This window comes from Pantoea sp. SGAir0175 (assembly GCF_043547855.1).
In genome coordinates, this window is sequence record NZ_CP028081.1 from 3,682,747 (window position 1) to 3,707,989 (window position 25,243).

17 protein-coding genes are annotated in these 25,243 nt (G+C 59.9%); 6 read left to right on the plus strand and 11 right to left on the minus strand.

Features of this window, described 5'->3' with window-relative positions; all coding sequences use genetic code 11:
* Positions 1-97: 97 nt before the first annotated feature.
* On the plus strand, positions 98-1,054 hold the full coding sequence (locus C1N56_RS17275; RefSeq protein WP_021507815.1) for an AraC family transcriptional regulator: 957 nt from the start codon (positions 98-100) through the stop codon (positions 1,052-1,054).
* 3 nt (positions 1,055-1,057) lie between these two features.
* Here C1N56_RS17275 and C1N56_RS17280 read toward each other — a convergent pair whose 3' ends face one another.
* Complete coding sequence (locus tag C1N56_RS17280) at positions 1,058-2,602, minus strand: methyl-accepting chemotaxis protein (RefSeq protein WP_278708914.1); 1,545 nt, start codon at positions 2,600-2,602, stop codon at positions 1,058-1,060.
* A 569-nt stretch (positions 2,603-3,171) separates the two neighbouring features.
* The gene (locus C1N56_RS17285; RefSeq protein WP_394516914.1) at positions 3,172-9,231 is read right to left on the minus strand and encodes an autotransporter outer membrane beta-barrel domain-containing protein; all 6,060 of its coding nucleotides are present in this window, start codon (positions 9,229-9,231) and stop codon (positions 3,172-3,174) included.
* Between the two features lie 131 nt (positions 9,232-9,362).
* Here C1N56_RS17285 and C1N56_RS17290 point away from each other — a divergent pair, with 131 nt between their 5' ends.
* Entirely contained in the window at positions 9,363-9,602 is a 240-nt protein-coding gene (locus C1N56_RS17290; protein WP_394516915.1) for a hypothetical protein, read from the plus strand.
* A 94-nt stretch (positions 9,603-9,696) separates the two neighbouring features.
* Here the strand turns inward: C1N56_RS17290 and murP are convergent, their stop codons facing one another.
* The 3 genes from murP to gltP form a co-directional block, all read right to left on the minus strand.
* Positions 9,697-11,136, minus strand: coding sequence for a PTS N-acetylmuramic acid transporter subunit IIBC (murP, locus tag C1N56_RS17295; protein WP_059012566.1), 1,440 nt, complete (start codon positions 11,134-11,136; stop codon positions 9,697-9,699).
* A complete protein-coding gene (murQ, locus tag C1N56_RS17300; protein WP_058780882.1) occupies positions 11,136-12,047 on the minus strand; it encodes an N-acetylmuramic acid 6-phosphate etherase in 912 nt (303 codons plus the stop codon). Before murQ ends, murP begins: the two co-directional genes overlap by 1 nt.
* Positions 12,048-12,196: 149 nt before the next feature.
* Positions 12,197-13,498 carry a glutamate/aspartate:proton symporter GltP gene (gltP, locus tag C1N56_RS17305; RefSeq protein ID WP_021507820.1) on the minus strand — a complete coding sequence of 434 codons (1,302 nt, stop codon included), beginning with the start codon at positions 13,496-13,498 and terminating at the stop codon, positions 12,197-12,199.
* 580 nt (positions 13,499-14,078) lie between these two features.
* On the opposite strand from gltP, the gene acs reads away from it, so the two are divergent.
* The 3 genes from acs (at position 14,079) to C1N56_RS17320 (ending at position 18,186) form a co-directional block, all read left to right on the plus strand.
* Positions 14,079-16,034, plus strand: a complete 1,956-nt coding sequence (gene acs / locus C1N56_RS17310) for an acetate--CoA ligase (protein WP_058774926.1) — start codon at positions 14,079-14,081, stop codon at positions 16,032-16,034.
* A gap of 173 nt (positions 16,035-16,207) precedes the next feature.
* A complete protein-coding gene (locus tag C1N56_RS17315; protein WP_021313201.1) occupies positions 16,208-16,537 on the plus strand; it encodes a DUF485 domain-containing protein in 330 nt (109 codons plus the stop codon).
* Entirely contained in the window at positions 16,534-18,186 is a 1,653-nt protein-coding gene (locus tag C1N56_RS17320; protein WP_021507822.1) for a cation acetate symporter, read from the plus strand. The genes C1N56_RS17315 and C1N56_RS17320 overlap by 4 nt, the downstream gene beginning before the upstream one ends.
* Positions 18,187-18,343: 157 nt before the next feature.
* Here the strand turns inward: C1N56_RS17320 and C1N56_RS17325 are convergent, their stop codons facing one another.
* The 4 genes from C1N56_RS17325 to C1N56_RS17340 all read right to left on the minus strand — a co-directional run bounded on the left by C1N56_RS17325 (position 18,344) and on the right by C1N56_RS17340 (position 20,771).
* Positions 18,344-18,889 carry a YfaZ family outer membrane protein gene (locus C1N56_RS17325; protein WP_031279754.1) on the minus strand — a complete coding sequence of 182 codons (546 nt, stop codon included), beginning with the start codon at positions 18,887-18,889 and terminating at the stop codon, positions 18,344-18,346.
* A gap of 139 nt (positions 18,890-19,028) precedes the next feature.
* Entirely contained in the window at positions 19,029-19,574 is a 546-nt protein-coding gene (locus tag C1N56_RS17330) for a YfaZ family outer membrane protein (RefSeq protein WP_166712224.1), read from the minus strand.
* A gap of 83 nt (positions 19,575-19,657) precedes the next feature.
* The gene (locus C1N56_RS17335) at positions 19,658-20,353 is read right to left on the minus strand and encodes an LrgB family protein (protein ID WP_021507825.1); all 696 of its coding nucleotides are present in this window, start codon (positions 20,351-20,353) and stop codon (positions 19,658-19,660) included.
* The gene (locus tag C1N56_RS17340; RefSeq protein WP_021507826.1) at positions 20,346-20,771 is read right to left on the minus strand and encodes a CidA/LrgA family protein; all 426 of its coding nucleotides are present in this window, start codon (positions 20,769-20,771) and stop codon (positions 20,346-20,348) included. Before C1N56_RS17340 ends, C1N56_RS17335 begins: the two co-directional genes overlap by 8 nt.
* A 102-nt stretch (positions 20,772-20,873) precedes the next feature.
* Between C1N56_RS17340 and C1N56_RS17345 the strand changes: the two genes are divergently transcribed.
* Positions 20,874-21,776 (plus strand): LysR family transcriptional regulator, encoded by a 903-nt coding sequence (locus C1N56_RS17345; RefSeq protein ID WP_021507827.1) that lies wholly within the window; start codon positions 20,874-20,876, stop codon positions 21,774-21,776.
* 60 nt (positions 21,777-21,836) lie between these two features.
* On the opposite strand, the gene C1N56_RS17350 is transcribed toward C1N56_RS17345, so the two are convergent.
* On the minus strand, positions 21,837-23,486 hold the full coding sequence (locus C1N56_RS17350; RefSeq protein ID WP_021507828.1) for a Na+/H+ antiporter: 1,650 nt from the start codon (positions 23,484-23,486) through the stop codon (positions 21,837-21,839).
* A gap of 136 nt (positions 23,487-23,622) precedes the next feature.
* Positions 23,623-24,972 carry an NCS2 family permease gene (locus C1N56_RS17355; RefSeq protein ID WP_394516916.1) on the minus strand — a complete coding sequence of 450 codons (1,350 nt, stop codon included), beginning with the start codon at positions 24,970-24,972 and terminating at the stop codon, positions 23,623-23,625.
* Between the last annotated feature and the right edge of the window lie 271 nt (positions 24,973-25,243).

A 25,243-nucleotide genomic window follows, 5' to 3' on the forward strand; every position in this document is an offset into this window, starting at 1 on the left:
ATCCCCATCACAAAATATCAGGCTGTAAGCATAGAGAGACGACGCAAGACGATCTATGATACAGAAACTTTGTTTTTTGATAATTCGTCTGGATTGTATGAGCCGCTATGAAGATTTGACCAGCGAACTGCTGATGGGCATGCGCCTGTACGGCGTCAAATATCAGCGCATCGCGCTGCATGCGCCGTTTGGCCTGCAATATGATGACGCGCCGGGCAAGGCACAGCTGCATTTTGTTGGCCGCGGCTCGCTGCTGATTCGCTCCGCTTCCGGCACCGTCTATCCGCTGCAGGCGGGCGATGCACTGCTGATTCCGCACGGTAAGCCGCACGCGCTAATCTCCGGCGAAGATGCGGTGTGCGTGCCGATCGCCACGTTTAACAGCAAACCCATCTGTGACAGCGTGTGCGCGATTAACGATGCGCCGGACGCGGATGCCTGCCCGGACGACAGCGATGTGATTTTATTCAGCGCCTGCATGGCGTTTGAGCTGGGCGGCATGCAGCCGCTGGTGCATACCATGCCTGACGTGATGCTGGTCAGCACGCTGCTGGCGCAATACCCGGAAATCCAGCCGATTCTGGATGCCATGGAGCGTGAAACACGTCAGCGCAAAGCGGGCTTTGCCGGCATTTTGTCGCGGCTGGCCGATGTGGTGGCGGCGCAAATTGTGCGGGGCTGGGTGGAGAATGGCTGTGGCCAGGGCAGCGGGCTGGTGCAGGCTCTGCGCGATCCGCGCCTCAGCCTGGCGATGGCGGCCATGCACCGCGCGCCCGGCGAAAACTGGACGGTGGAGCGGCTGGCGCGCGAATCCGGCAGCTCACGCTCGGTGTTTGCCGCGCGCTTTCAAAACGCCACCGGCATGACGCCGCTGCGCTACCTCACCGAACTGCGCATGCGTCTGGCGGTGGAGCGCATAGTTAACGATGGCGAAGCGGTGGAGAGCGTGGCTTTCCACCTCGGTTACGGTTCACTGGCTGCCTTCAGTCGCGCCTTCAAACGCATTGTCGGCACACCGCCCGGCGCGCTGCGCGCCGGACGTGAAGCGTCGTGAAACTTAGCGAAACACGCTGATCGCTTCAACCAGCCGGTTGGCCTGATGCGCCATTCGGCCGGAGGCTTCTGCGCCTTCCGCCACGCGCGCCGCGTTCTGATGGGTGATGTCGTCGAGATCCTCCACCGCGCTACTGACTTCGCTCAGCGCGATGGATTGTTCGGCCGTCGCCGCGCTGATTTGCGCAATCAGGGCGGTGACATTCTGCACCTGATCGACAATCGCCTGCATCGTGTGGCCGGCCGCATCGGCGTGATCGCTGCCCGACTGCACACGGCCGGCGCTGGTTTCCACCAGGTTTTTGATCTCGCTGGCGGCTTTGGCGCTGCGCTGTGCCAGATTGCGCACCTCGCCCGCTACCACCGCAAAGCCTTTACCCTGCTCACCGGCACGTGCCGCTTCCACCGCCGCGTTCAGCGCCAGAATATTGGTCTGGAAAGCGATGCCGTCGATCACGCTGGTGATGTTGGCGATACGCTTCGAGCTGTCGGCAATTTCCGCCATCATGCCGACCATCTCCTGCATCACTTCACCGCCTTTGATCGCCGCTGCGCTGGTGCTGGCCGACAGCGTATTCACTTCGCTGGCGGTTTCCGTGTTGCTTTTGACCGTGGCGGTCATTTCGTTCATGGTCGCCGCCGTTTGCTGCACGTTCGCCGCCGCCTGCTCGGTGCGACGGCTCAGTTCATCATTGCTGCGCGCGATGGCGTCGCTGGCACTCAGGACATTGATCGCCTGGCCGCTGACGTCATCCACCAGCCAGCGGAACATCAGACCCAGCTGGCCGATAGCGCGCTGCGTCATGCCGATCTCATCCACCCGATCGATGTGCTCGACTTTGTGGCTGGCGCCGGTCGCCACGCTCAGCGCCTGGCGGCACATGCGCTCCATCGGGCGCGAAATCTGCTGCTCCAGCCACAGGCTGGCCAGCAGTAGCAGCCCGGCCATGCCGCCGCTGAAGCAGCCGATCGCCAGCGGTGCCATGCCCAGCAGCCAGACGCCCAGCACCGACAGCGGCAGCAGCGCGATCAGCGTACTGCGGATGCGCCAGCGCAGCGGCAGCGTTTTCAGCACTGAGGCCAGTCGCCGCCAGCCGCTGCCAACAATCAGTCCCTTATGAAAACGACGCCCTTTGGCACGCCCTTCACGAAAATCACGATACAGCGCCTCGCACTGACGGACCTCCTCCGCCGACGGTTTGGTGCGTACCGACATATAGCCCTGCAGCTTGCCCTCGCGCACCACCGGAATGGCATTGGCGCGCACCCAGTAGTGATCGCCATTCTTGCGCCGGTTTTTGACCAGCGCAGTCCAGGGTTCGCCCTGCTTCAGCGTGCTCCACATATCGGCGAACGCTTCCGGCGGCATATCCGGATGACGCACCATGTTGTGCGGCTGGCCGTTGACCTCTTCCGGGCTGAATCCGCTGACCTCAATAAAGGCGTCGTTGGCGTAGGTAATGTGGCTGTTGAGATCGGTGGTCGACATCAGCGTGGCGCGATCGTCGAAGACGAATTCACGCTGGGTGATGGGCTGGTTATTACGCATGTGTGAGTCCTTGCAAAACGCAGGCTGAAGAGAAATCGATAATACTTTTTTACCTTTTCGGCAGCACAATGGCCTGGCTTTAGCGCGGCTATTTAATTTTTGTTCTTAATAAAGCCGGAGTGCGCGGCGCTTCACAGTTCTGGCCGCGGGCGGGATCGATAAAAAATCATTTAGGGTAAATGAGATCGAGCTTTGGCTGAACGGCGTGTCGGCAGCGGTGCGCATGAATGCGCACCCTACAGAAAAACGTGCCATCACCGCATCCCTGCACATCCCACAGCATGCCCCATTCTTGTAGGGTCGCCGTTCACGGCGACCGCATCCCTGCACATCCCGCAGCATGCCCCATTTTGTAGGGTCGCCGTTCACGGCGAACGCATCCCTGCGCACCCCGCAGCATGCCCCATTTTGTAGGGTCGCCGTTCACGGCGACCGCATCCCTGCACATCCCGCAACATGCCCATTCTCGTAGGGTCGCCGTTCACGGCGACCGCATCCCTGCACATCCCGCAACATGCCCATTCTCGTAGGGTCGCCGTTCACGGCGACCGCGTCATTTGCACATACTGTCAGAACTGCCAGCGCACGCCGAGGTTGTAACGCCAGCCTCTGGCGCCGTTGCCGTCGATCTCCTTGCGGTAATCCGCTTCGGCGTACAGCGACACATCCTGCTGCAGCGTCACCGTGCCGCCGGCACCCACTTCCCACATCTGGCCAAAATTACCGCTGCTGAAGCTGGCGCCGAGCGCCGGGTTATCGGCAGCCGACACCGATGTCTGCGCCGTGCCGCCCCAGCCTTTGTAATAATTCGCGCGCAGATAAGGCGTGTACTGGCGGTTGCTGTCATCAGTCCAGCTGCGGTCGAGACGCACGCCGAGACGGCCAATCGTCTGGTGATAATCGCCATAGCGCACCTGGTTATTGTCCTCATCCGTGAAATCGTTCATGTTCAGTTTCAGGTACATCAGCTGCGCCTGCGGCTCCAGCTTGTAGCCCTCGCCGAGTTCAAACGGATAACCGCTCTCCAGCGAGGCGGTCCAGCCGTGGCCCTTCAGCTTTGCCTCGCGCTGTTGGCGCGCAATGTCGGTTTCACCACGATGCCAGTCAAACGACAGCACGCCGTCAAGGTAAAAGCCGCTCTGGCGCTGCCAGGTGCCGTACAGCGCCAGGCTGTCGCTATCGAAGCTGGTGCTGCTGTAACCGTCTGCCGCCTGCGGACGGATGCGCGTATTGCCGCGCGTGTAGGCCACGCCGCCGCGCAGGCTGTCCTGCTCACCGTCGAGACGCAGCAGATTGCCGCCAAGCTGCACCGCGCTGTAGTCGAGGTCAAACCCGTAGCCGTAATCGCTAAAGCTGCGGTCGCTTTTGTATTTCAGGTTCGAGCCGATATAGCGCAGGAACATCTCACCGCCTTGACCCGCCGGGCGCGTCTGCTCGTGACGCAGTTCGCCAAGACGCTTGTGCAGGTCATCAATAATCGCGGCGGTGTAATAGGCGAGGCCAACCGGTGCCGAAATGTACGAGGGCACCTGCGGCACCACCGCCGGACGCGCATCGTATCGCTGTGGCGTGCCAAATCCGCTGGTCACCAGCGCTGGCTGGCAGCTGTCGCTGTCCTCGCACACGTAGTAGTTTGCCAGCCGGTAATCCCAGTAATTGTTGCCGCTGCCACTCAGCAGGCGCTGCGCCGGATCGCTGCTGCCCGGCGCGAAGCTGTACAGCCGGTACTGCCACGGTCCGGCACCGAGATAGCCATCCCTGAGCGCAAAGCTGTTCTGGCCGGCGTTGCCGCCCACCTGCGCCAGCGAAATGCCTTCATTGCCCTCAATGCCGCCGTTGCGGTTGCGATCGGTGAGCGCCGCACTGCTTGCCGCATCCAGCCTGACGTTGAGCAGCGTGGTGCCGCTGGCGTTACCGCTGACGTTGATGTGGTCGGTGAACTGGTTGCTCAGCGCGCCGCCGTCATTGAGGCGCGTCACCAGATTCGCCTGACCGCCCATCGACGCCAGCGAGCCGTTGATGTCCAGCGTATTACCTGGCGAACCGCCGCCATTGGTGAGGTCCAGCGTACCGCTGTTATTCACCTGCAGCGAATCCGCTGTGCCGCCCGCCAGTGTGGGATGCACGTTGTCACCGGCGTACAGCGTTGAGCGCCCATCAATGTTGATGGTGCTGTGCGCCAGCTGCAGGTTGTCGGTCAGCGTCCAGCGGCTATCCGCGAAGTTAATGATGCTCCAGCCGCTGCCGAGGTTAACGCCTTTACTCAGGTCATCCGCGCTGAAGCTGCCGCCGCGCGCCGTAATCTGGTCGAAGGTCAGGCTGTTACCGGTGCCGTTGCCGCTGGTGAGATGGTAAGTAGTGCTGAGATCGACGCCGCTGACCTCGGCGATATTGTTGTTGTCTGCGCCCATGGTCAGGCTGCCGTTGAGCGTGCCGCCGGTCCAGCGGAACGTATCGCTGCCGCCGCCAGGATTGATGTCGCCCAGCACGTCACCCTGGGTCAGCAAAATCACATCGTCGGCGTTACTGCCCGCCACCGCCACGCTTTGCGCCGTGGCCGTCACGATAGTACCGAGGTTTTCGAATACCGTTTTGCCGCCGCGCAGATCGACCACCGGTGCCGTCAGGCTGCTGGAGCGCAGCGTGCCGCTGTTGACGATGGTGCCGGCAGTGCTGGAGACCAGTGCCGAACCGCCTGCCGCATTAGTGATATTGACGCTGGCGGCGGTGACGATATTTCCCGTGGTGTTGGCGCGAATCCCGGTGCCGCCGGCGCCGGTGACATTGAAAACGTAACCCGAACCCAGCGTCAGATCGCCGCCGGTGGTCGATCCATCGGCGTTGGCGATAGTCAGGCCGTTACCGCTGCCGGATACATTGGTGGTCACGGTGGAGGCAGGATCGAACGCGACGGCAGTGCGGATGCCGTTGCCATCGCCAACGTTGAGTGTCAGGTTGCTCAGGCTAACGTTGCCCAGCTCCGCGCGGTTTTCGATGCCGTTGCCGCTGCCCAGTACGTTGATGGTGGCGTCGCGCGCGCTGAGCGCCGCCGCGCCGCTGTCGAGCAAAATGCCATGCGCCGTGCCGCGCGTGGTGATCAGCGTATCGCTACCGGTCAATGCCAGCTGTGCGCCGTCGCTGATGCGCACGCCGGCCACGCCGTTATCGACATTGATGCTGCCGCCCTGCGCCAGCGTGGTGCCGCTGCCGCCGACATCTAACCCGGTGCCGTTGCTGACGTTAACCACGCCATTGTTGGTCAGCGTGCTGCCGGCGCGCGAGCGCATGCCGATGCTGTTGCTGCCGGTCAGCGTCACTGCGCCATTGTTCTCGAGTTCCGCGCCGTTGGTCAGGTCAAAGCCAACGGCACCGTTGCCAGCGCCGCTGATGCGGGCGTTGCTGGTGACGCGGGTGGCGGCAGCGCTGCCGTCCAGCGCATTACTGAGATCGCTGCGCAGCGTATTCACCAGCACGCCCACCGCGTTGTTGCCGCTGAGTGTGATGTTGCTGCTGCCGTCGAGCGTCGCCGCGGCACCGCCCTCGACGCGCACGGCGGTGCTCTCCTCGCCGCTGGCGGTCAGATTGAGGTTGGCGCTGTTAAGGCTGCTGCCGCTACCCGAGACAATCACGCCGGTGCTGCTGGCGGCGCTGGCGATCAGGCTGTTCGGCGTGCTGAAGCTCAGCGCCGCGCCGTCGTCAAGGCGGTAGCCGGTGGAACCACGCGTGCTGACATCCAGCGCGCTGGTGGCGGCGCGAATGCGCGATCCGTTACCTGCAGCGTGATAGGCGATCTGGTCGCTATTGTTAAAGATCGGCGTCGATCCGGCGGCGATATTCACCAGCGCACCGTCCAGCGCTTCGGCGCCGATGGCGCCACTGCCGTTGAGCGTGAGCGTGCCGCCGTTGAGGTTCGCCACCGCCTGGCTACCGCTGGCGCTGACGCCGCGCGTACGGCGGGAGCTGCTGCCGCCATTGACGTCGATGTTGCCGCTGTTGCTGGCGGTGGTAGCGAAGGTGCTGCCCGCGCTGTTCACCGCGATACCGGTGCCGCCGTCGCTGATGCTGATGTTGCCGCTGTTGCTGCCGGTCGCCCCGCTCTCCACGCGCAGGCCGGTGGTATTGGCCCCGCTGAAGTTAATGTTGCCGCTGTTGCTGAGCTGCGCGCGGTTGCGTGCCAGATAGCCGGTGATGCCGTTCTGCGCCGAGTTGAGTTCTGCGGCGGAGGTCAGCCGCGTGCTGGCGACCGGCGCACGGCTGTTGGCGCCGGTCAGCGTATGTTTCTGCCCGTCGGCAATCGCGCCCGTGGCGTTGCTGCCACTGAGGGTAATGGTGGTCGCCGCGTCAATATTGCCCTGCGCACCGCCCTCGATATTGACGCCGGTGGCACCGGTGCCGCTAGCGTTAATCGTGGCGTTGTTGGTCTTCACCAATGTTCCGCCACCGCCGGTGCCGTTCACCGCCACCGCACCCGCGCCGGAGGCGGTCAGCGTGGTATTAGTCCCGTCAAACGTCGCGCCCTGTTCGATGCGGAAGAGCGTCGAGTTAGTGGTGGTGACGTCAAACGCGTTGTTATCGTCTACGTTGATCAGCGCATTCGGGCCATAGGCAAAAAAACCAATTTGATTGCTGCCGGTGCTGAAGCGGGGAATGGCATTCTGCGTGACGTTAACCGTGGCGTTGCCGCGCGCGTGCACGCCAATCGCGCCGTTGCCGGTGAGGTTAATCGGCCCGTCCACGTTCGCTGCGGCAGTGCCGCTGCCCTGGCCTTCCACCCACACGCCAAAGTTGCGCGTGCCGCTGGCCGGATCGGCTCCGCCTGCTACGTTGATGGTCCCGGTGGAGCTGGCGGCGGCGCTGTTACCACTGGTGGCCAGCACTTTCAGGCCGGTGCCGTTAACGCCGTTGAGGTTGATGGTGCCGCGATTCTCCAGCGTACCGTTGCTGTTAGTGACCAGCATGCCGACATTCTCGCGCGGCACGCGCGCAGCGCTGCCGTTGACGTCGATGGTGCCGCTGTTGATCAGCGTGGCATTGCTGGCACCGCTGACCGACATCCCGGCGGCGTTCTGTACGCGCGAGCCAATCACAATCGCCCCGTCGTTGGTGGCGCTACCGTTGGCCAGCAGCGCAATGCCGCTGGTCAGCCCGCTCTGGTTCAGGGCTGTCTCCGCCACGTTGTCGCTCAGGCTGTTCTGCGCGCCTCGCCCGAGATAAATCGTGCCGCCGCTGATGTTGGTAAATCGGCTGCTGTCGGTGGTGAGCAGCACGCCGGAGGTGGTGCCGCGCGCGCTGGAACCGTTGACGCCCACGTTGATATTGCCGCTGTTGCTGGCCTGCGCATTGGCATCAAGACGGATGCCCGCCACGCCGTTGGTCAGATTGCTGCCGGTGGTACCGAGGTTAAGCACGCCATTGTTGGTGAAATCACCGCCGTTTTGCACCGTTACCGCCGTGGCGTTGTTGCTGGCCGCGCCGACGCCGGTGCCATCAATACGGTTGAGGAAACCGCCGTTGATGACGCCGCTGCTGCTGTTGGTAGCCGTCGCGCCATCCAGCGCCAGCGCGGTGCCGCGGCTCGCCAGTTTCCCGTCGATGGTAGCATTGGCCCCATTGGCCACGCGTACCGCGCCATCGCTGGCCCCTACCACTTCCAGCGTTTTACCGGCGGCGATAGTGACCTGCGAACCGGCGCCTTCGGCATTGATCACCACGCGGCTACCTATCGGCTGCGTCACTTCATCCGGCGCAGTGGCGCTGACGTTATAGACAATATCGCCGTTGGTGATAGTGACCGCCTGATTGAACGCGCTGAGGTAGCTGGCCGGCGCGAGATTGCCGGCCTGCAGCTGGCTCACCAGCCAGTTATTGTAGCTTTGCAGCTGGCTGGCATTGGTGACGTTGAAGGCGGTGGTTTTGCCGTCCAGCGTCTGCACGCTAAAGCTGCCGTTATAGGTCGCGAGATTTTGTACCGCCAGGCTATCGGTCACCTGGCCGCCGGAGACGTTGGCTGCAGAACCGTTAAAGGTGATGCGGTTGTTGTTGTTCCAGTTTAGGGTGCCGCCGTTACTGACCTGAAACAGCGTGGTGTTTTTGGCCGCCATGGTCCAGGCGTTGGTGCTGGCGCTGCTATTGGCGTTAGCCTGACCAATGCTGACATCCAGCGAACTGCCGCTGCCGCTGACGTCGGCGATGCGCGCGTCGATATACTGATTGTCATTCACGTTTTGCAGATCCGGCACCACCGTGCTGGCGGTAACCGGTGCCTGCGCCACCAGGCTGGCGGAATCAAACACCTGAAAGGTGGTATTGCCGCCGGTAGTGGGATCCGGCACGGTGATGGCGAGGTTTTGCGGACCGGGATCGAGACGTGCCTGATTAAGGTATTGTGCGCCCGCCGCGATGGTCACCTGGCCGAGCGTGGTGTTGACCGCCCCGTCAATGCCCGGCTCAAACGCCTGATTACCGGTTAAGGTTGCGCTGCCGCCGTTAACGATCAGCGCGCCGCTCTGCTGGTCGTTATCGCGCGGATTATACGCGCCCAGTGTTGCCGCTTCCCCCACGCCGGGGAAATAAAACACCGCCTGCGCAGCGACGATCCCTAACGCAATGGGATTCCTGGTGAATCTCATACAACCTCCAGTAACAAGCAATCAGCGACGCTGTGAAAGCACAGCGAAAAAAGAACAAAGGGGCAGATGGGCGAACTCTATTTTCACAAAACGAATCAAGTGGTTAATTATGGGCACAGAGGGTGCCGCTGATGCGTGAAAATGAGGAGAAAGCTGTTGCTTATATAGACTTTATGGCTGCACAGATCAAAAGCGAGCCCGGGGATATTTATCGGAATGAAATAAGAATTTCGCAGAAAATGAAAGGCTATAACCCTGGTTTACATAAGGCTTATAGTGATAACGCATTAATATCACGTGATTTATCTTCAGCCACTCCAGTAAAGTCTGGATGGGTGATAATTCTCACGCTCAATAATAAGCAGCGTTAACGAAATGCTGCAATTGTGAGCCAGGCCACAATTGCAGCAAAATCATCCATTTAATGACATCAGACCTCTTGACGGTCTGCTGGCGCGGACTTTTCTAACTCAAATCGACATTTTTGGTGCCTCCCCACCAGGTAAAGACGAAGCCGCCGATCCACGCCACGATCAGCCCCACCAGATAGACCGCCATACCGGCAAAGATGCCCTGCGAAGAGGTCATCAGCGGCAGCGTCACCAGTCCTGACGGGCCAAACACCGTGTTCATGCCCACCGGCAGTCCGAGCCACGCCACCAGCCCGATAAAGAAGCCGCCCAGCGCACCGCCGAAGCAGGCGGTAATAAACGGTTTAAGACGCGGCAGCGTCACGCCATAGATAAGCGGCTCACCGACGCCCAGCAGACCTGGCACGATGGCACCTTTAATCTGGCTGCGCAGCAGCGAATGCTTGTCGGCTTTGCACCACAGCGCCAGCGAAGCACCGACCTGACCGGCTCCGGCCATGGCGAGTATCGGGAACAGCGAATTGAAACCCTGGGTTTCCATCAGCGCAAAATAGACCGGAATAAAACCCTGGTGAATGCCGAACATCACCGCAATCAGGAATAAACCGGCCAGAATGGCACAGCCGAACGGGTTATTGTTCAGGTGGATAAACAGCCACGACATGCCTTTAAACAGCTCGCCGCCAATCGGCATGATCACCAGGAACGTCACCGCGCCGGTAATTAACAGCGTCAGCAGCGAGGTAAGGATCATATCGAGATTATCCGGGATAATTTTGCGCAGCTGTTTCTCCAGCCAGGCACCAAATATCGCCGCCAGCAGCACGCCAATAATATTGCCGCGCGGATCGATAGTCAGGCCGAAGAAATCCTGCATGCCGCTGTAATAGCCGACGGTCGCGTTCGGGACATAACCCAGCACAAACAGCGAGGCGATAATCGCACCGTTCACGCCGGTGCCGCCAAACGCTTTCTGCGCGTTATAGCCGATTAAGATGCTGAGGAAGGTGAACAACCCTTTGCCGAACACCTTCATATAAGCCACGGTATCCAGCAGCCAGCGGGCGTGTTCCCCGGGCTGATTGAGATGGCACACCTGCTCAATCAGCGTGGCAAATCCCAGCAGCAATCCGGCACCGATAAAGCCCGGGATCAGCGGGGTAAAAATGGTGGCAAAGCAGGAGAGAAAACGGTGCAGCGCGCTGGTTTGCTTCGCTTTCATCTGCTGCTTCTGCGCGCTGGCAATGCTGTGCAGATCGCCCGGCGCCTCTGGCGTGGCGCTGTTCAGCATCACCTGCATTTTTTCCGCTGCGGTTTGCGCTTTGCCAGGACCGAGCACAATCTGCAACTGGGCATCGCTGTCAATCACGCCCAGCACGCCGGGCAGCGTTTTCAGCCGGGCGCTGTCGACCCGCGCGGCATCGGCCAGCGTCAGACGCAGACGCGTCATGCAGTTACCGCAGTGCACCACGTTGCCTGCGCCGCCGACCGCCTGCAGGATATCGCGTAATAAGCTTTCAGTGATCGCCGCCATCATTGCGCTCCTGCGTGGTGTAATGCCTGGCGGATAAAGCCGTGGTTCTGCGCCAGCAGCGCCTGCGCGTCATCGGCGTTCAGGTCCGCCAGTATCATCACAATGGCGGTTTTACAGTGGCCGCCGCACGCTGCCAGCGCCTGCTGTGCGCGGGCATCGTCACATTCGGTGGCCTGCTTAACGATGTTGATTTGCCGCTGCACCAGTTTCTGATTGGTGGCTTCTACATCGACCATCAGGTTGCCGTACACTTTGCCGCTGCGGATCATGGCGCCGGTGGTCAGCATATTGAGCACCAGCTTCTGCGCGGTGCCGGCTTTCATGCGTGACGAGCCGGTGACCACTTCCGGGCCTACCACCGGCGTCAGGGCGACGTCCGCCGCCTGCGACATGGCGCTGTTGGGATTACAGGTCAGCGCGGCGGTGAAGGCGCCCTGCTGCTTCGCCCAGGCCAGCGCACCGAGCACATAAGGTGTGCGGCCGCTGGCAGCAATGCCGACCAGCACATCGCGCGCCGAAAAGTCGATATCTTTTAAATCCTGCGCTCCCTGCTCGCGATTGTCCTCGGCGTTTTCCACCGCCTGTAAAATGGCGGTGTGGCCGCCGGCGATCAGCCCGACCACCTGACTGCGCGGCGTGCCGAACGTGGGCGGGCATTCGCTGGCATCGAGAATACCGAGACGGCCGGAGGTCCCGGCACCGCAGTAAATCAGACGTCCGCCCTGGCTGAATGCCGCCGTGATGGCATCCACCACCTCAGCAATCTGCGGCACGATAGCTTCCACCGCCAGCGCCACTTTTTTGTCTTCATCGTTAATGACGCGCAGCATCGCTTCCGTGTTCAGCTCGTCAATGTTCTGGCTCGCCGGGTTGCGGCCCTCGGTGATCATCTGGCTCAGATCAATGTTCATGTTCGCTCCCTTCAGGAATAATTTATTCTTGAAACTATATATCATATAGAATTTTTAATTCCTCCTGCTCAGGTCAATTTTTTTGCCTTTTGCGGCAGCGGACATAAAAAAACCCGCCAGAAGGCGGGTTCAGTCAGAGAGCGTGTCGCTTAGCTGGCATTTTGCGTGCGCAGCTGCAGCTCGTAGGCGGCGGCCTGTTTGGTATCAAACTGGTTTTCCCAGCGGGCAATAACCAGCACCGCCAGCGCGTTACCGATGACGTTGAGCGCGGTGCGCGCCATGTCCATGATACGGTCGACACCGGCGATAAACGCCAGACCTTCCAGCGGAATACCGACGCTGCCCAGCGTAGCCAGCAGCACCACAAACGAGACGCCCGGCACACCCGCGATGCCTTTCGACGTCACCATCAGGGTCAGCACCAGAATGATTTCATCGGTCAGCGACAGGTCAATGCCGTACAGCTGGGCGATAAAGATCGCCGCAATGCTCTGATACAGCGTTGAACCATCCAGATTGAACGAATAGCCGGTTGGCACCACGAAGCTGGTGATCGCCTTCGGCGCGCCGTAGGCTTCCATCTTCTGCATGATGCGCGGCAGCACAGTCTCTGAGCTGGAGGTGGAATACGCCAGAATCAGCTCATCTTTCAGAATGCGCATCAGGGTCGTAATACGCAGCTTGCAGAAGCGCGCCACCGCACCCAGCACTACGAATGCAAAGAACAGAATCGCCACGTACACCAGCAGCACCAGCTTGGCCAGCGGGTAAAGCGAGGCAAAACCGAAGTTAGCAATGGTGACGGCAATCAGCGCAAACACCCCGACCGGCGCATAGCGCATGATCATGTGCGTCACTTTAAACATGGTTTCGGAAATGGAACGGAATACGGTCACCAGCGGATCGCGATGCTCCGACGGCAGCGCCGACAGTCCCATGCCAAACAGTACCGAGAAGAAGATAATCGGCAGCATGTCGCCTTTGACCAGCGAGGCAAAAATATTCTGCGGGATCAGCGACAGAATGGTGGTCACCAGGCCATGTGGCGCTCCCTGCACCGCTTCCGTTGTGGCTTCGTATTTAGAGATGTCCACCGTTGCCAGCGTTGACATATCAATGCCGCTGCCGGGTTGGAATACGTTGGCCAGCGTGATGCCGACCACAATGGCAATGGTGGTAATCACTTCAAAATAGATGATGGTTTTCACACCAATCCGCCCGAGCTTTTTCGCATCACCCACGCCGGCGATGCCGACAATCAGTGAGGAAATAACAATCGGCACCACAATCATCTTGATCAGATGAATAAAGATGTCGCCGGCAGGAGTAAGAATGTTAGTGATTAACCATTCACGATCGTCTGGCTGATTATGCAGCACGGTTCCGACGATAACGCCGAGAATCAGGGCAATCAGAATCTGCCACGCGAGGGTGAGTTTAAAACCTTTCATAACGCGTTATTTCCTCAGTTAAAACCCCTTTGCTCTGCTGCGAAGGTGCAGAAGACATTACACACAGGGAAGTGAGCAAAAGCCCGATAAAATAGAGGGTTATAATGGACTGCATCGGTTACCGCTGCGCCGGCATTATGCGCCCGCGCGATGATGCAGCCTGAGTTGATACCTGCTGAACAGGGCCGAGATAAGTACCATTTTCACTACGGTAAATGCAACCCCTGGGGCGATAGCTTAAATCCTGCACAGCCAGGCAGCATAAAATGCTGCTGACATGCGCCTGTCATAACTCGCTGTTATGAAAAGTGTTAATTCGATAATTTTCCGCATAGCTATTCAGGATTGCTGAAAAAACGTGCCGGTCTGTTTGCTGCTTATTTAACCGGCTGGTTCATAATTTTATTGATCCAGCCAGTGGTTTTGCCTCATTTCCTGCGCCGGTAAACAGATTGAATTGGGTCACTTTTCAGCCTTACACAAGGTCGTGATCCAGACTGCAAAACAGAAACAAAGCCCGGCCTCACTCTTCAATTAACCTTTGATTGACATATGATTAACATCTTCAAGGAGGTCAGCCATGAGCCAAATACACAAGCATCCCGTACCCGCTGCCATTGCAGCGAATGCCCTGATAAATGCCGACCAGTATGCGGCGCTGTATCAACAGTCGGTTGACGATCCTGAGGCCTTTTGGGGCGAACAGGGCAAAATCCTCGACTGGATGACGCCCTACAGCAAAGTGAAAAATACCTCGTTTGCCCCCGGCAATATTTCGATTCGCTGGTATGAAGATGGCGCGCTGAACCTTGCCGCCAACTGTCTCGATCGCCACCTGGCTACGCGCGGCGATCACCCGGCGATTATCTGGGAAGGCGATGACGCCAGCGAAAGCAAAACCCTGACCTTCCGTGAACTGCACGCCGACGTCTGCCGCTTTGCCAACGTGCTGACCGGCCTTGGTGTGAAGAAAGGCGATGTGGTGGCGATCTACATGCCGATGGTGCCGGAAGCCGCGGTCGCCATGCTGGCCTGCGCGCGCATCGGCGCCGTGCACTCGGTCATTTTTGGCGGCTTCTCACCTGAAGCGGTGGCCGGACGCGTAGTGGATTCCAGTGCAAAACTGGTGATTACCGCTGACGAAGGCGTGCGTGCCGGACGCAGCATTCCGCTGAAGAAAAACGTGGATGATGCGCTGAACAATCCAAACGTCACCAGCGTGAAAAACGTGGTGGTGTTCCAGCGCACCGGCAAAGAGACCGGCTGGCGCGAAGGCCGCGATCTGTGGTGGCATGAACTGATGGCGAAAGCCAGCGATCAGCATCAGCCGGTAGCGGTCGAGGCCGAACATCCGCTGTTTATCCTTTATACCTCCGGCTCCACCGGCAAGCCGAAAGGCGTGCTGCACACCACCGGTGGTTACCTGGTGTATGCTGCCACCACCTTCAAATATGTTTTTGATTATCATGACGATGATGTGTACTGGTGCACCGCCGACGTGGGCTGGATTACCGGGCACAGCTATCTGATCTACGGTCCGCTGGCCTGCGGGGCCACCACGCTGATGTTCGAAGGCGTACCCAACTGGCCCCAGCCCAGCCGCATGGCGGAAGTGGTGGATAAACATAAGGTCACGCTGCTGTACACCGCACCAACCGCTATCCGCGCGCTGATGGCCGAGGGTGATAAAGCGATTGCCGGCACCCAGCGCAGCAGCCTGCGCATCATGGGATCGGTCGGCGAGCCCATCAACCCGGAAGCCTGGGAGTGGTATTACAAAAAGATTGGCGACAGCCGTTGCCCGATCGTCGATACCTGGTGGCAGACCGAAACCGGCGGCTTCATGATTACGCCGCTGCCCGGTGCCACCGAGCTGAAGGCCGGTTCGGCCACCAAACCCTTCTTTGGCGTCCAGCCGGCGCTGGTGGATAACGAAGGTAATACGCTGGACGGTGCCACCGAGGGTAACCTGGTGATCGTCGACTCATGGCCCGGCCAGGCACGCACGCTGTTTGGCGATCACGATCGCTTTGAGCAAACCTACTTCTCGACGTTTAAAAATCGCTACTTCAGTGGCGACGGCGCGCGCCGTGACGACGATGGCTATTACTGGATCACCGGCCGCGTCGATGACGTGCTGAACGTCTCCGGCCACCGGCTTGGCACGGCGGAGATCGAGTCCGCGCTGGTCTCGCATCCGAAAATTGCCGAAGCCGCGGTGGTGGGGATACCGCACAGCATTAAAGGCCAGGCGATCTATGCTTATATCACGCTGAATCACGGCGAAGAGCCGTCGCCAGAGCTGTACAGTGAGGTGCGCAACTGGGTGCGTAAAGAGATCGGCCCGATTGCCACGCCAGACGTGTTGCACTGGACCGATTCGCTGCCAAAAACCCGATCCGGCAAAATCATGCGCCGTATTCTGCGCAAGATCGCCGCCGGCGATACCAGCAACTTTGGCGATACTTCAACGCTGGCCGATCCGGGCGTGGTGGAGAAATTGCTCGAGGAGAAACAATCGATCACCATGCCATAACCGGCATTGACCCAGCGGAGAGTATCAGCCTGTCCCCGGCAGGCAACTCTCCGCTCTTCCATCCTTACGCCGTATGCTTTTCACCATCGCACAACCTTTATAACTAGAATATTCAGCCAGTTAAATCACGTTGCCGTGAGTTTTCTGTCTGCCTTGCCTCTGGAGAAAATGTGATGAACGAAGCCCTGAACCAACAGGAAGCCGTCTGGCAACAAATCGAAAGCAATCCGCGTTTTCAGGAGCTGGTGCACAAACGTCAGTCGTTTGCGCTGCTGCTCAGCCTCATCATGCTGGTACTGTACGTCGGCTTTATTCTGCTGATTGCCTTCGCGCCCGGCTGGCTCGGCACGCCCTTGCACGCCGGCACCAATGTGACGCGCGGCATCCCCATCGGCGTCGGCCTGATTGTGGTGTCGTTTCTGCTGACCGGCGTTTATGTCTGGCGCGCCAACGGCGAGTTTGATCGTCTGACCAAACAGATTGTCAGCGAGGTGAAATCATGAAGCGCCTGCTCTCCGCCTCGCTGGCTATCGTACCAGCCAGCGTATTTGCCGCCGATGCCATTACCGGCGCGGTGCAAAAACAGGCCACCAACTACGAAGCGATCATCATGTTCGTGGTCTTCGTGGCGGCCACGCTCGGCATTACTTACTGGGCGTCCAAACGCACCCGCTCGCGCAGCGATTACTACACTGCCGGCGGCAACATCACCGGTTTCCAGAATGGCCTGGCGATGGCCGGTGACTTTATGTCGGCCGCCTCGTTTCTCGGTATCTCCGCGCTGGTCTACACCTCCGGCTACGACGGGCTGATCTACTCGCTCGGCTTCCTCGTCGGCTGGCCCATGATTCTGTTCCTGATAGCCGAACGCCTGCGTAACCTGGGCCGCTATACCTTTGCCGATGTGGCGTCCTATCGCCTGCAGCAAAAGCCCATCCGCACCCTCTCCGCCTGCGGTTCGCTGGTGGTGGTGGCGCTGTATCTGATTGCGCAGATGGTGGGTGCCGGTAAGCTGATCCAGCTGCTGTTCGGTCTCGACTACCACATCGCGGTGGTGCTGGTCGGCATTCTGATGGTGCTGTACGTGCTGTTTGGCGGCATGCTCGCCACCACCTGGGTGCAGATTATCAAAGCGGTGCTGTTGCTGTTTGGCGCCAGCTTTATGGCCATCATGGTGATGAAAGCCACCGGTTTCAGCTTTAATACGCTGTTTACCGAGGCGATGGCGGTGCATCCGAAAGGAAGCGCAATCATGCAGCCAGGCGGTCTGGTGAAAGACCCGATCTCGGCGCTGTCGCTCGGTCTGGGCCTGATGTTTGGCACCGCCGGCCTGCCGCATATTCTGATGCGTTTCTTCACCGTCGCCGATGCAAGAGAAGCACGCAAAAGCGTGTTCTGGGCCACCGGCTTTATGGGCTACTTCTACTTCCTGACCTTTATTATCGGCTTCGGCGCGATTCTGCTGGTCGGCGCTAATCCGGCCTTCAAAGACGCCAGCGGCGCGCTGATTGGCGGCACTAACATGGCGGCAGTGCATCTCTCCAATGCGGTCGGCGGTAGCCTGTTCCTCGGCTTTATCTCGGCGGTAGCCTTCGCCACCATTCTGGCGGTGGTGGCCGGCCTGACGCTGGCCGGTGCTTCGGCGGTGTCGCATGACCTGTATGCCAGCGTGATCCGCAAAGGTCAGGCCACCGAGCGAGAAGAGCTGCGGGTGTCAAAGATTACCGTGCTGGTGCTGGGCGTGGTGGCGATTGCGCTGGGCATTCTGTTCGAGAAACAGAACATTGCCTTCATGGTCGGCCTGGCGTTCTCGATTGCCGCCAGCTGTAACTTCCCGATTATTTTGCTGTCGATGTACTGGTCAAAGCTGACCACGCGCGGCGCCATGGTGGGAGGCTGGCTGGGCCTGCTGACGGCGGTGGTGCTGATGATTCTCGGCCCGACCATTTGGGTGCAGGTACTGGGACACGCAACGCCAGTCTATCCGTATGAGTATCCGGCGCTGTTCTCGATGCTGGTCGCGTTTGTCGGCACCTGGCTGTTTTCCATTACCGATCATTCCCAGCAGGGGGCGCTGGAGCGGGCGAAATTCCGCGGACAGTTCATCCGTTCACAAACGGGCGTCGGGATTTCGCAAGGGAAAGCACATTAAGATTGAGAGGGTGCGGTGATTGACCAGGTCGCCATCAACACGGTGCGGTAATTGACCAGGTCGCCATGAACGTAGTGCGGTGATTGACCAGGTCGCCATAAATGGCGACCCTACGGAATTTCGTAGGGTGCGCATTCATGCGCACCTGGTACAGTCATCAGAAACGCAGCGACGCACCGACGTACGGGCCGTCGACCAGCACGTTATCTTTACGGTCGCCTTTGTTGTTCAGCTCAATGTACTGATAGCCAACGCGCAGGTTCAGCAGCGAAATCGGCGTAAAGCTCAGGCCGCCTGAGGCTTCTTTATAGCTGTCCAGACGATCGGAAAACGCTTCCGGCGCATAGTAATATTCGCCGTACAGGCCCCACATGCTGTTGAAGTTATACTGCGCACCGGCACCCAGCGCCACGGTGAAGCCATCACGGCCATCTTCCGGATGGGTGAACAGCGCTTTCGCCGTCGGTGCCACGCGGAAATCACCCACATCCAGGTTGTAACCCATACCAAGGCCGTAAGTGCTGCCGTCGTGATCGCTGCGCAGCCAGTTGCCTTTCAGAAACAGACCCGGTGAAGCGGTGCCGAGGCCAAGGTTCAGGTTGGTGCTGTGCTCACCCACGTCAACACTGCCCTCAATCGCCTGCGCGCCGCCGCTCAGCAGTGCCAGACCTAAAACGCTTCCCGTAACAAGTTGCTTAAACATAACAATCCACTCCATGAAGGACACATAATTCGGCGCAAAGGGTAAACAGCGTTGCGGCATGACACAACTTTATTTGGAAAGCTTTACGTAAAAATGGGTTTCAGCGGGCAGAAAACGGCCGCGAACGGCCGTGGAGGGATCAGAAACGCACGGCAGCGCCGATAAACAGGCCATCCATCAGGCTTTGATCGGCATGGCCATAATCACCGTTGACGGAGAGGTAGCGATAGCCGCTGCTGAGTGATAACCACTTCGCCGGCTGGTAATAGACGCCCGCTTCCAGCTGATGCAGCGCATGCAGATTGTGGTTGGCAAAATCAGGCGACAGGCTGTAATCCAGATAGAGCCAGGTGGCCCCTGCCCGCGGCAGAGGTGCCATCAGACGAATCCCGCCATTCATGCCACGACTTGATGTTGAGGTGGTTTTCACATCGGCCCAGAATGCACCGATACGCGGTGCTACCTGCAGCGCGCCGAGGGAAAAGCCGTAGCCGAGGCTGGCGTCGAGCAGATGGGTTTGCTGATGACCATGCACATACTCCAGTGCTGCCTGCACGCCTGGTGCGGTGCGGTCGCTGTTAATCCGGGCTGTCCAGAAATGGCTGCCGCCCTGCCCGCCGATCTCAGCGGCACTGCTCCCGGTGGCGGCCAGCAGCAGGCCTAATGCTAATGTGGTATTTTTCATTCTCGCTTCCTTGTTGTTTGCGCGCGCAAACGGTAAGCAAAGCGAGGAAACTCTTATATGAGCCCAGGCTCAAATTTGTCCACTTAAGCATGCCACAGCAGCTGACCCAGCAGCGGGGCCAGCAGCACCGTGAGCACGCCGGAGAGCATCATTACCAGGCTGGAGACCACGCCCTCCTGCTGGCCGAGCTGATAAGCGCGTGCCGTGCCGGCACCGTGCGAGGCCGCGCCAAAGCCGGCGCCTTTCGCCACGCCCTGCTTAATCGCGATGCGTAAAAACAGCACGTCGCCCACCGCCATGCCAAATACGCCGGTAATCACCACGAACAGCGCGACCAAATCGGGCTGGCCGCCAATCGGCTGGGCCGCTGCCAGCGCAAAAGGCGTGGTGATGGAGCGCACCGCCAGACTGCGCTGGATGCTCTCCGGTAGCGTCAGCAGCCGCGCCAGCCATACCGAACTGCACACGGCCACCAGCGTGGCGGTGATCACGCCCACGCTCAGTGACAGCCAGTGGCGGCGGATAATGTGCAGGTTTTCGTAAACCGGCACCGCAAAGGCCAGCGTCGCCGGACCCAGCAGCCACAGCAGCCAGTGGCTTTCGGCGATGTAATCCTGCCAGCTGACGTGCGTCAGCAGCAACAGCGCCACCAGCACCAGCGGCGTTAACACCAACGGCATCAGCAGCAGTGTAGGCCTGCGCCGGTACAGGCGTTTGTTGAGGTAGTAAACCAGCAGCGTCAGCGCCAGACATAACAGGCTAATGATAAAGTCAGTCACGATCGCCCTGCTTACGCGCCGCGCGCGCCAGTTCGAAACGGTATAAGCGATCGACCACCAGTGAGGTGGCCGCCAGCACCATCAGCGTACTGACGGCGATCACCACACAGATGCGCCAGCCTTCACTGCGCAGCAGGTCGCTGTAATTCACCACCGCCACCACCGCCGGAATAAAAAACAGCAGCATTTCGGCCAGCAGCCAGTTGGCTCCGGCTTTAACCCAGCGCAGCGGCACGATACCGCTGACGATCAACAGTAACAGCAACACCATACCCACGACGTTGGCCGGTAACGGCAGATGCAGCCAGCTCACCAGCTGACCACTGGCAACGAACAGGGCGATATACAGCACCAGCTGCAGCGGCACCGTGACGCGTTGCAGGATATCCGTGGTGCGCGGACGAAGCGCGGACGCCATTTCTCTCTTCCCCTCAAAAATTCAGGGTTGCAGTATAAATCCGCGCCAGAGTGTGAAAGAAATGAATTAAAATTATTCAAACTATGCCAAAAAGGAATGTTTATGGACGTGCGTGCCCTGCGTTACTTCACCGAAGTGGTGCGTCAGCAGAGCTTTACCCGCGCGGCGGAGAAGCTGTTCGTGACGCAACCCACCATCAGCAAAATGCTGCGCCAGCTGGAAGAAGAGCTGGGCTGTACGCTGCTGCTGCGCGAGGGACGCAAGCTGCATCTCACCGACAGCGGCCAGGCGGTATATCAGCGCGGCCTGGCGATTTTGCAGGAGTTTCATCAGCTGGAGGCGCAAATCAGTGACATCAACCAGCTGAAAACCGGTGAGCTGCGGCTGGGCATTCCGCCGATGGTCGGCATGCAGATTGCCGGATCGATCTCCGCGTTCCGCCGCCGCTATCCCGGCGTACAGCTGAAAATCTCCGAATTTGGTGGCCTGACGGTGCAGCAGGCGGTACTGAGCGGCGGGCTGGATATTGCGCTGACCGCTCTGCCGATTGATGCGGAGCTGCCGCTGAACACGCTTGAACTGATGCGCCATCCGCTGTGCGTGCTGCTGCCGCGCAGCGCGCGCTGGCTCAACCGCACCAGCCTGACGCTGGCAGAGCTGGCTCAGCATCCCCTGCTGATCCTCAACGAAGAGTTTTCGCTTAACCGCCAGCTGATGAAAGCGTTTCAGCGCCAGGGAGTGATGCCGGATATCGCGCTGCGTAGCGCGCAGTGGGATTTTCTTGCCGCGATGGTGCAGGCGGATATGGGGCTGGCGATCCTGCCGGAGCCGATCTGCCAGCGGCTGGATAAACAGGCCTTGCTGTGGCTGCCGCTGGAGTCGGAGCTGCAGTGGCGTCTGGGGCTAATCTGGCGCGAAGGCAGTTATCTGTCGCGCAGCGCGCAGGCGTGGATTGCCTGCTGCCGCGAACACTGGCCGGATAACGCGCCACGGCTATCGCTGTAGCAAAGCGGCCGCCCTGTCTGTCAGGCGGCCGCGGGATCGGAGAGCAGCAAAACGCGGCGGCTATTCCTCTTTCTCTATCAGCAGCGCTTCCAGCAGGTCGAGATCGCGCAGCAGGCGCTGCATGGTCTCGTTGGAGATCTGCTGGGTGGCGCGCAGATGATAAACCTCGGCACGCTCGGCGCGCAGCGCGGTCAGACGGAAACGGCGCTCCAGATTTTCCGCAAACAGCGCCTGTTCCATATCATCTTTGCCATCGACGCGACGACGCAGATTACCAATCACCCGCAGGCTGACCTCTTTCAGCAGCTCAGGATCGATGTTCTCTTCAGCGTCGTTTTCCAGCCGCTGCTCCATTTTATGCAGGCTCTCAATCGCCACGCCGGCCATCGCGGCACGCGCGCTCTGGATTTCGCGACGGTGCCCCACTTTGTCGTGGCTCTCCATGCCGCGCAGCAGAATCGGCAGCAGAATCACGCCGACAAACAGCGAGAACAGAATCACGCCGGTGGCGATAAACACCAGTTCGTAGCGCGCCGGAAAAGGTTCGCCATTGCTGAGGAACAGCGGAATCGACAGCACACCGGCCAGCGTGATAGCACCGCGCACGCCGGCAAAAGAGGCGATCAGCAGTTCACGCAGCGAGTAGCTGGAAAACTCCAGCGGCTTTTTCTTCAGCAGGCGCAGACTGGTGCGCTTCATGATCCACAGCCAGCCGAAGCGCACGATCATCAGCGCCGCATAGACCAGCCCGACGTCAGCGAACAGCATCCACAGCTCGACGTTAGGATCGGCGTTCGCCTGAGCAATCGAGGTGGAGAGAATGTCCGGCAGCTGCAGGCCCAGCATCAGGAACACCATGCCGTTGAACACAAACTCCAGCATCTGCCATACGCTGTTGGCGCGCAGGCGCATTGCCAGCGGTGCCTGACGGATGATGCCGGAACGGGTGATGGTCATACCGGCCGCCACCGCCGCCAGAATGCCGGAGACGCCGAGGTGTTCAGCAATCAGGTAAGAGGCGAACGGCAGCAGCAGCAGCAGTACGGTTTGCGTTGCCGGGTCGTCACCGCTCCAGCGGCTGAGCAGGCGCAGCGAACGACCGTACAGCCAGCAAACTGCGACACCGGCCACCAGGCCGCCAATCGCCACTTTAAGGAATTCGACGCTGGCGCCGCCCCAGGTGAACACCATGGTGCCCATCGCCACCGCGACGGCAAACTTGAGTGACACCAGGCCCGACGCGTCATTCATCAGCGCCTCGCCCTGGACAATCGACATGATCTTTTTCGGGATGCGCCCTTCGCCGACGATGCCGGAGAGCGCCACCGCATCGGTCGGTGACAGCACCGCCGCCAGCGCGAACGCCGGAATTAGCGGAATGCCCGGCACCAGCCAGTAAATCAGGTAACCGATACCGACCACGGTAATCAGCACCAGCACCAGCGCCAGGCCGATAATTTCACGGCCGTGATGCAGAAACTCGTTGATCGGCGTTTTCCAGCCATCAGCAAACAGCAGCGGCGGAATAAACAGCACGAGGAACAGTTCGGGGTCAAAATCGACGTGCAGACCAAAGGTTGGCCAGGCCAGCAGCGCGCCGGCCGCGATCTGTACCAGCGGGAGCGGGATCTGAAACGGCAGGATACGTGCCGCAACGCCGGACAGCGAAACCACCAGCGTCATGATGAGAATAGTAAAGAAGATTTCCATGCTTTCCTTAGGCGAATCATATTAATCGAAGCGATGTTGCGTCGGAAAGTGTAAAACAAAACGCCGCCCGGCGGGGCTACCCGATGTGCGGCGTGTGCGATAAAGAGAATAATCCGGACTGACGCCCGGATTGCGGTCAGATAGCCCAACCGCCCGCGTAGAACGCCACCAGCGCCACAGCAATCACCACCGTGCCAGCGTTGAGCTTGCGCCACTCGCCGGCAAACAGGCGGCCAATTACCAGCGCGGCAAAGCCGAGCATGATGCCGGTGACGATGTTGCAGGTCAGTACGATGAATACCGCCGTGAGCAGGCCAGACATCGCATCGACGAAATCATTGAAGTCGATTTTGGCCACGTTGCTCAGCATCAGCAGGCCGACATACATCAGCGCGGGTGCGGTGGCATAGGCCGGAACCAGATAAGCCAGCGGCGACATAAACAGAATCAGCAGGAACAACAGACCCACGACAATCGCCGTCAGGCCGGTTTTACCGCCGGCGGCAGTACCCGCAGCGGACTCGATATACACTGCGGCGGGCGAGGCACCCACCAGTCCGGCAAACAGGCTGCTGATAGAGTCAGTGGTCAGTGCGCGCCCGCCATTGATAATCTGGCCCTCTTTATCCAGCAGGTTCGCCTGCCCGGCCACCGCTCGAATGGTGCCGGTGGCGTCAAACACCGCGGTCATCACCAGCGCCAGCACGCTCGGCAATGCCACCGGTTGCAGCGCGCCCATGATATCCAGGCTAAACATCGCCGACTGGCCGCTGGCATCACGCAGGCTCGGCATGGCAAACAGCCCCTGCCACTTTACCGCCGGGTCGAAAATCAGCCCAAGCAGCGAAATCGCAATGATGGTCAGCAGAATGCCGCCCGGTACCCGCCGTTTTTCCAGACCAAAAATCGCCGCCAGCCCGATCAGCGCCATGATCACCGGGAAAGAGGTGAAGTGACCAAGCGCCACCGGCAGGCCCGGCGCCGGGTTTTTTACCACCAGACCGATGCCATCGGCGGCAATCAGCAGCAGAAACAGGCCGATACCGACGCCCGTGCCGTGCGCCACGCCCATCGGCAGGTTACGCAGAATCCACGCGCGAATGCCGGTCACGGAAATCAGCGTGAACAGCAGCCCCATCAGGAAGACCGCGCCCAGCGCCACCGGCACGCTAATGTGCTGGCCCAGTACCAGGCTGAACGCGGTAAAGGCGGTCAGGGAGATGGCACAACCAATCGCCATCGGCAGGTTGGCCCACAGTCCCATGATGAGGGAGCCAAAGCTGGCCACCAGACAGGTGGCGACAAACACCGCCGTCGGTGAGAAGCCCGCTTTACCGAGCATGCCAGGCACCACGATGACTGAATAGACCATCGCTAAAAAGGTGGTGAGGCCAGCCAGCACTTCCTGCCGCACGCTGCTGCCGCGTGCTGAAATGTGGAACCAGGCGTCCAGTTTTCCCCTGGCCGGGCGTGATTCGCCAGACATAGTTATTCCTCTGTGTTTTTTAAGATATAGGTCACCGCGCGGCTCGCGTTTGCGCATCATCCTGGTGAAGATGTCTCAGAGAGAAAAGCAGGCAAACGATTACGTGGCCGCGTATTCCAGGTCAAAAAGGGGTGACGCGGAAAAAAGGCAAACGATTATCTGGCGTTTGGGGTGGCGTTTTCAACTGCTAATCACCTGGCAGGCAGGATAATGCGCAGCTCTGGCGCCATTATGGCTGGCGTTACGCTAGCGGGAGCAGGATATCATGGAG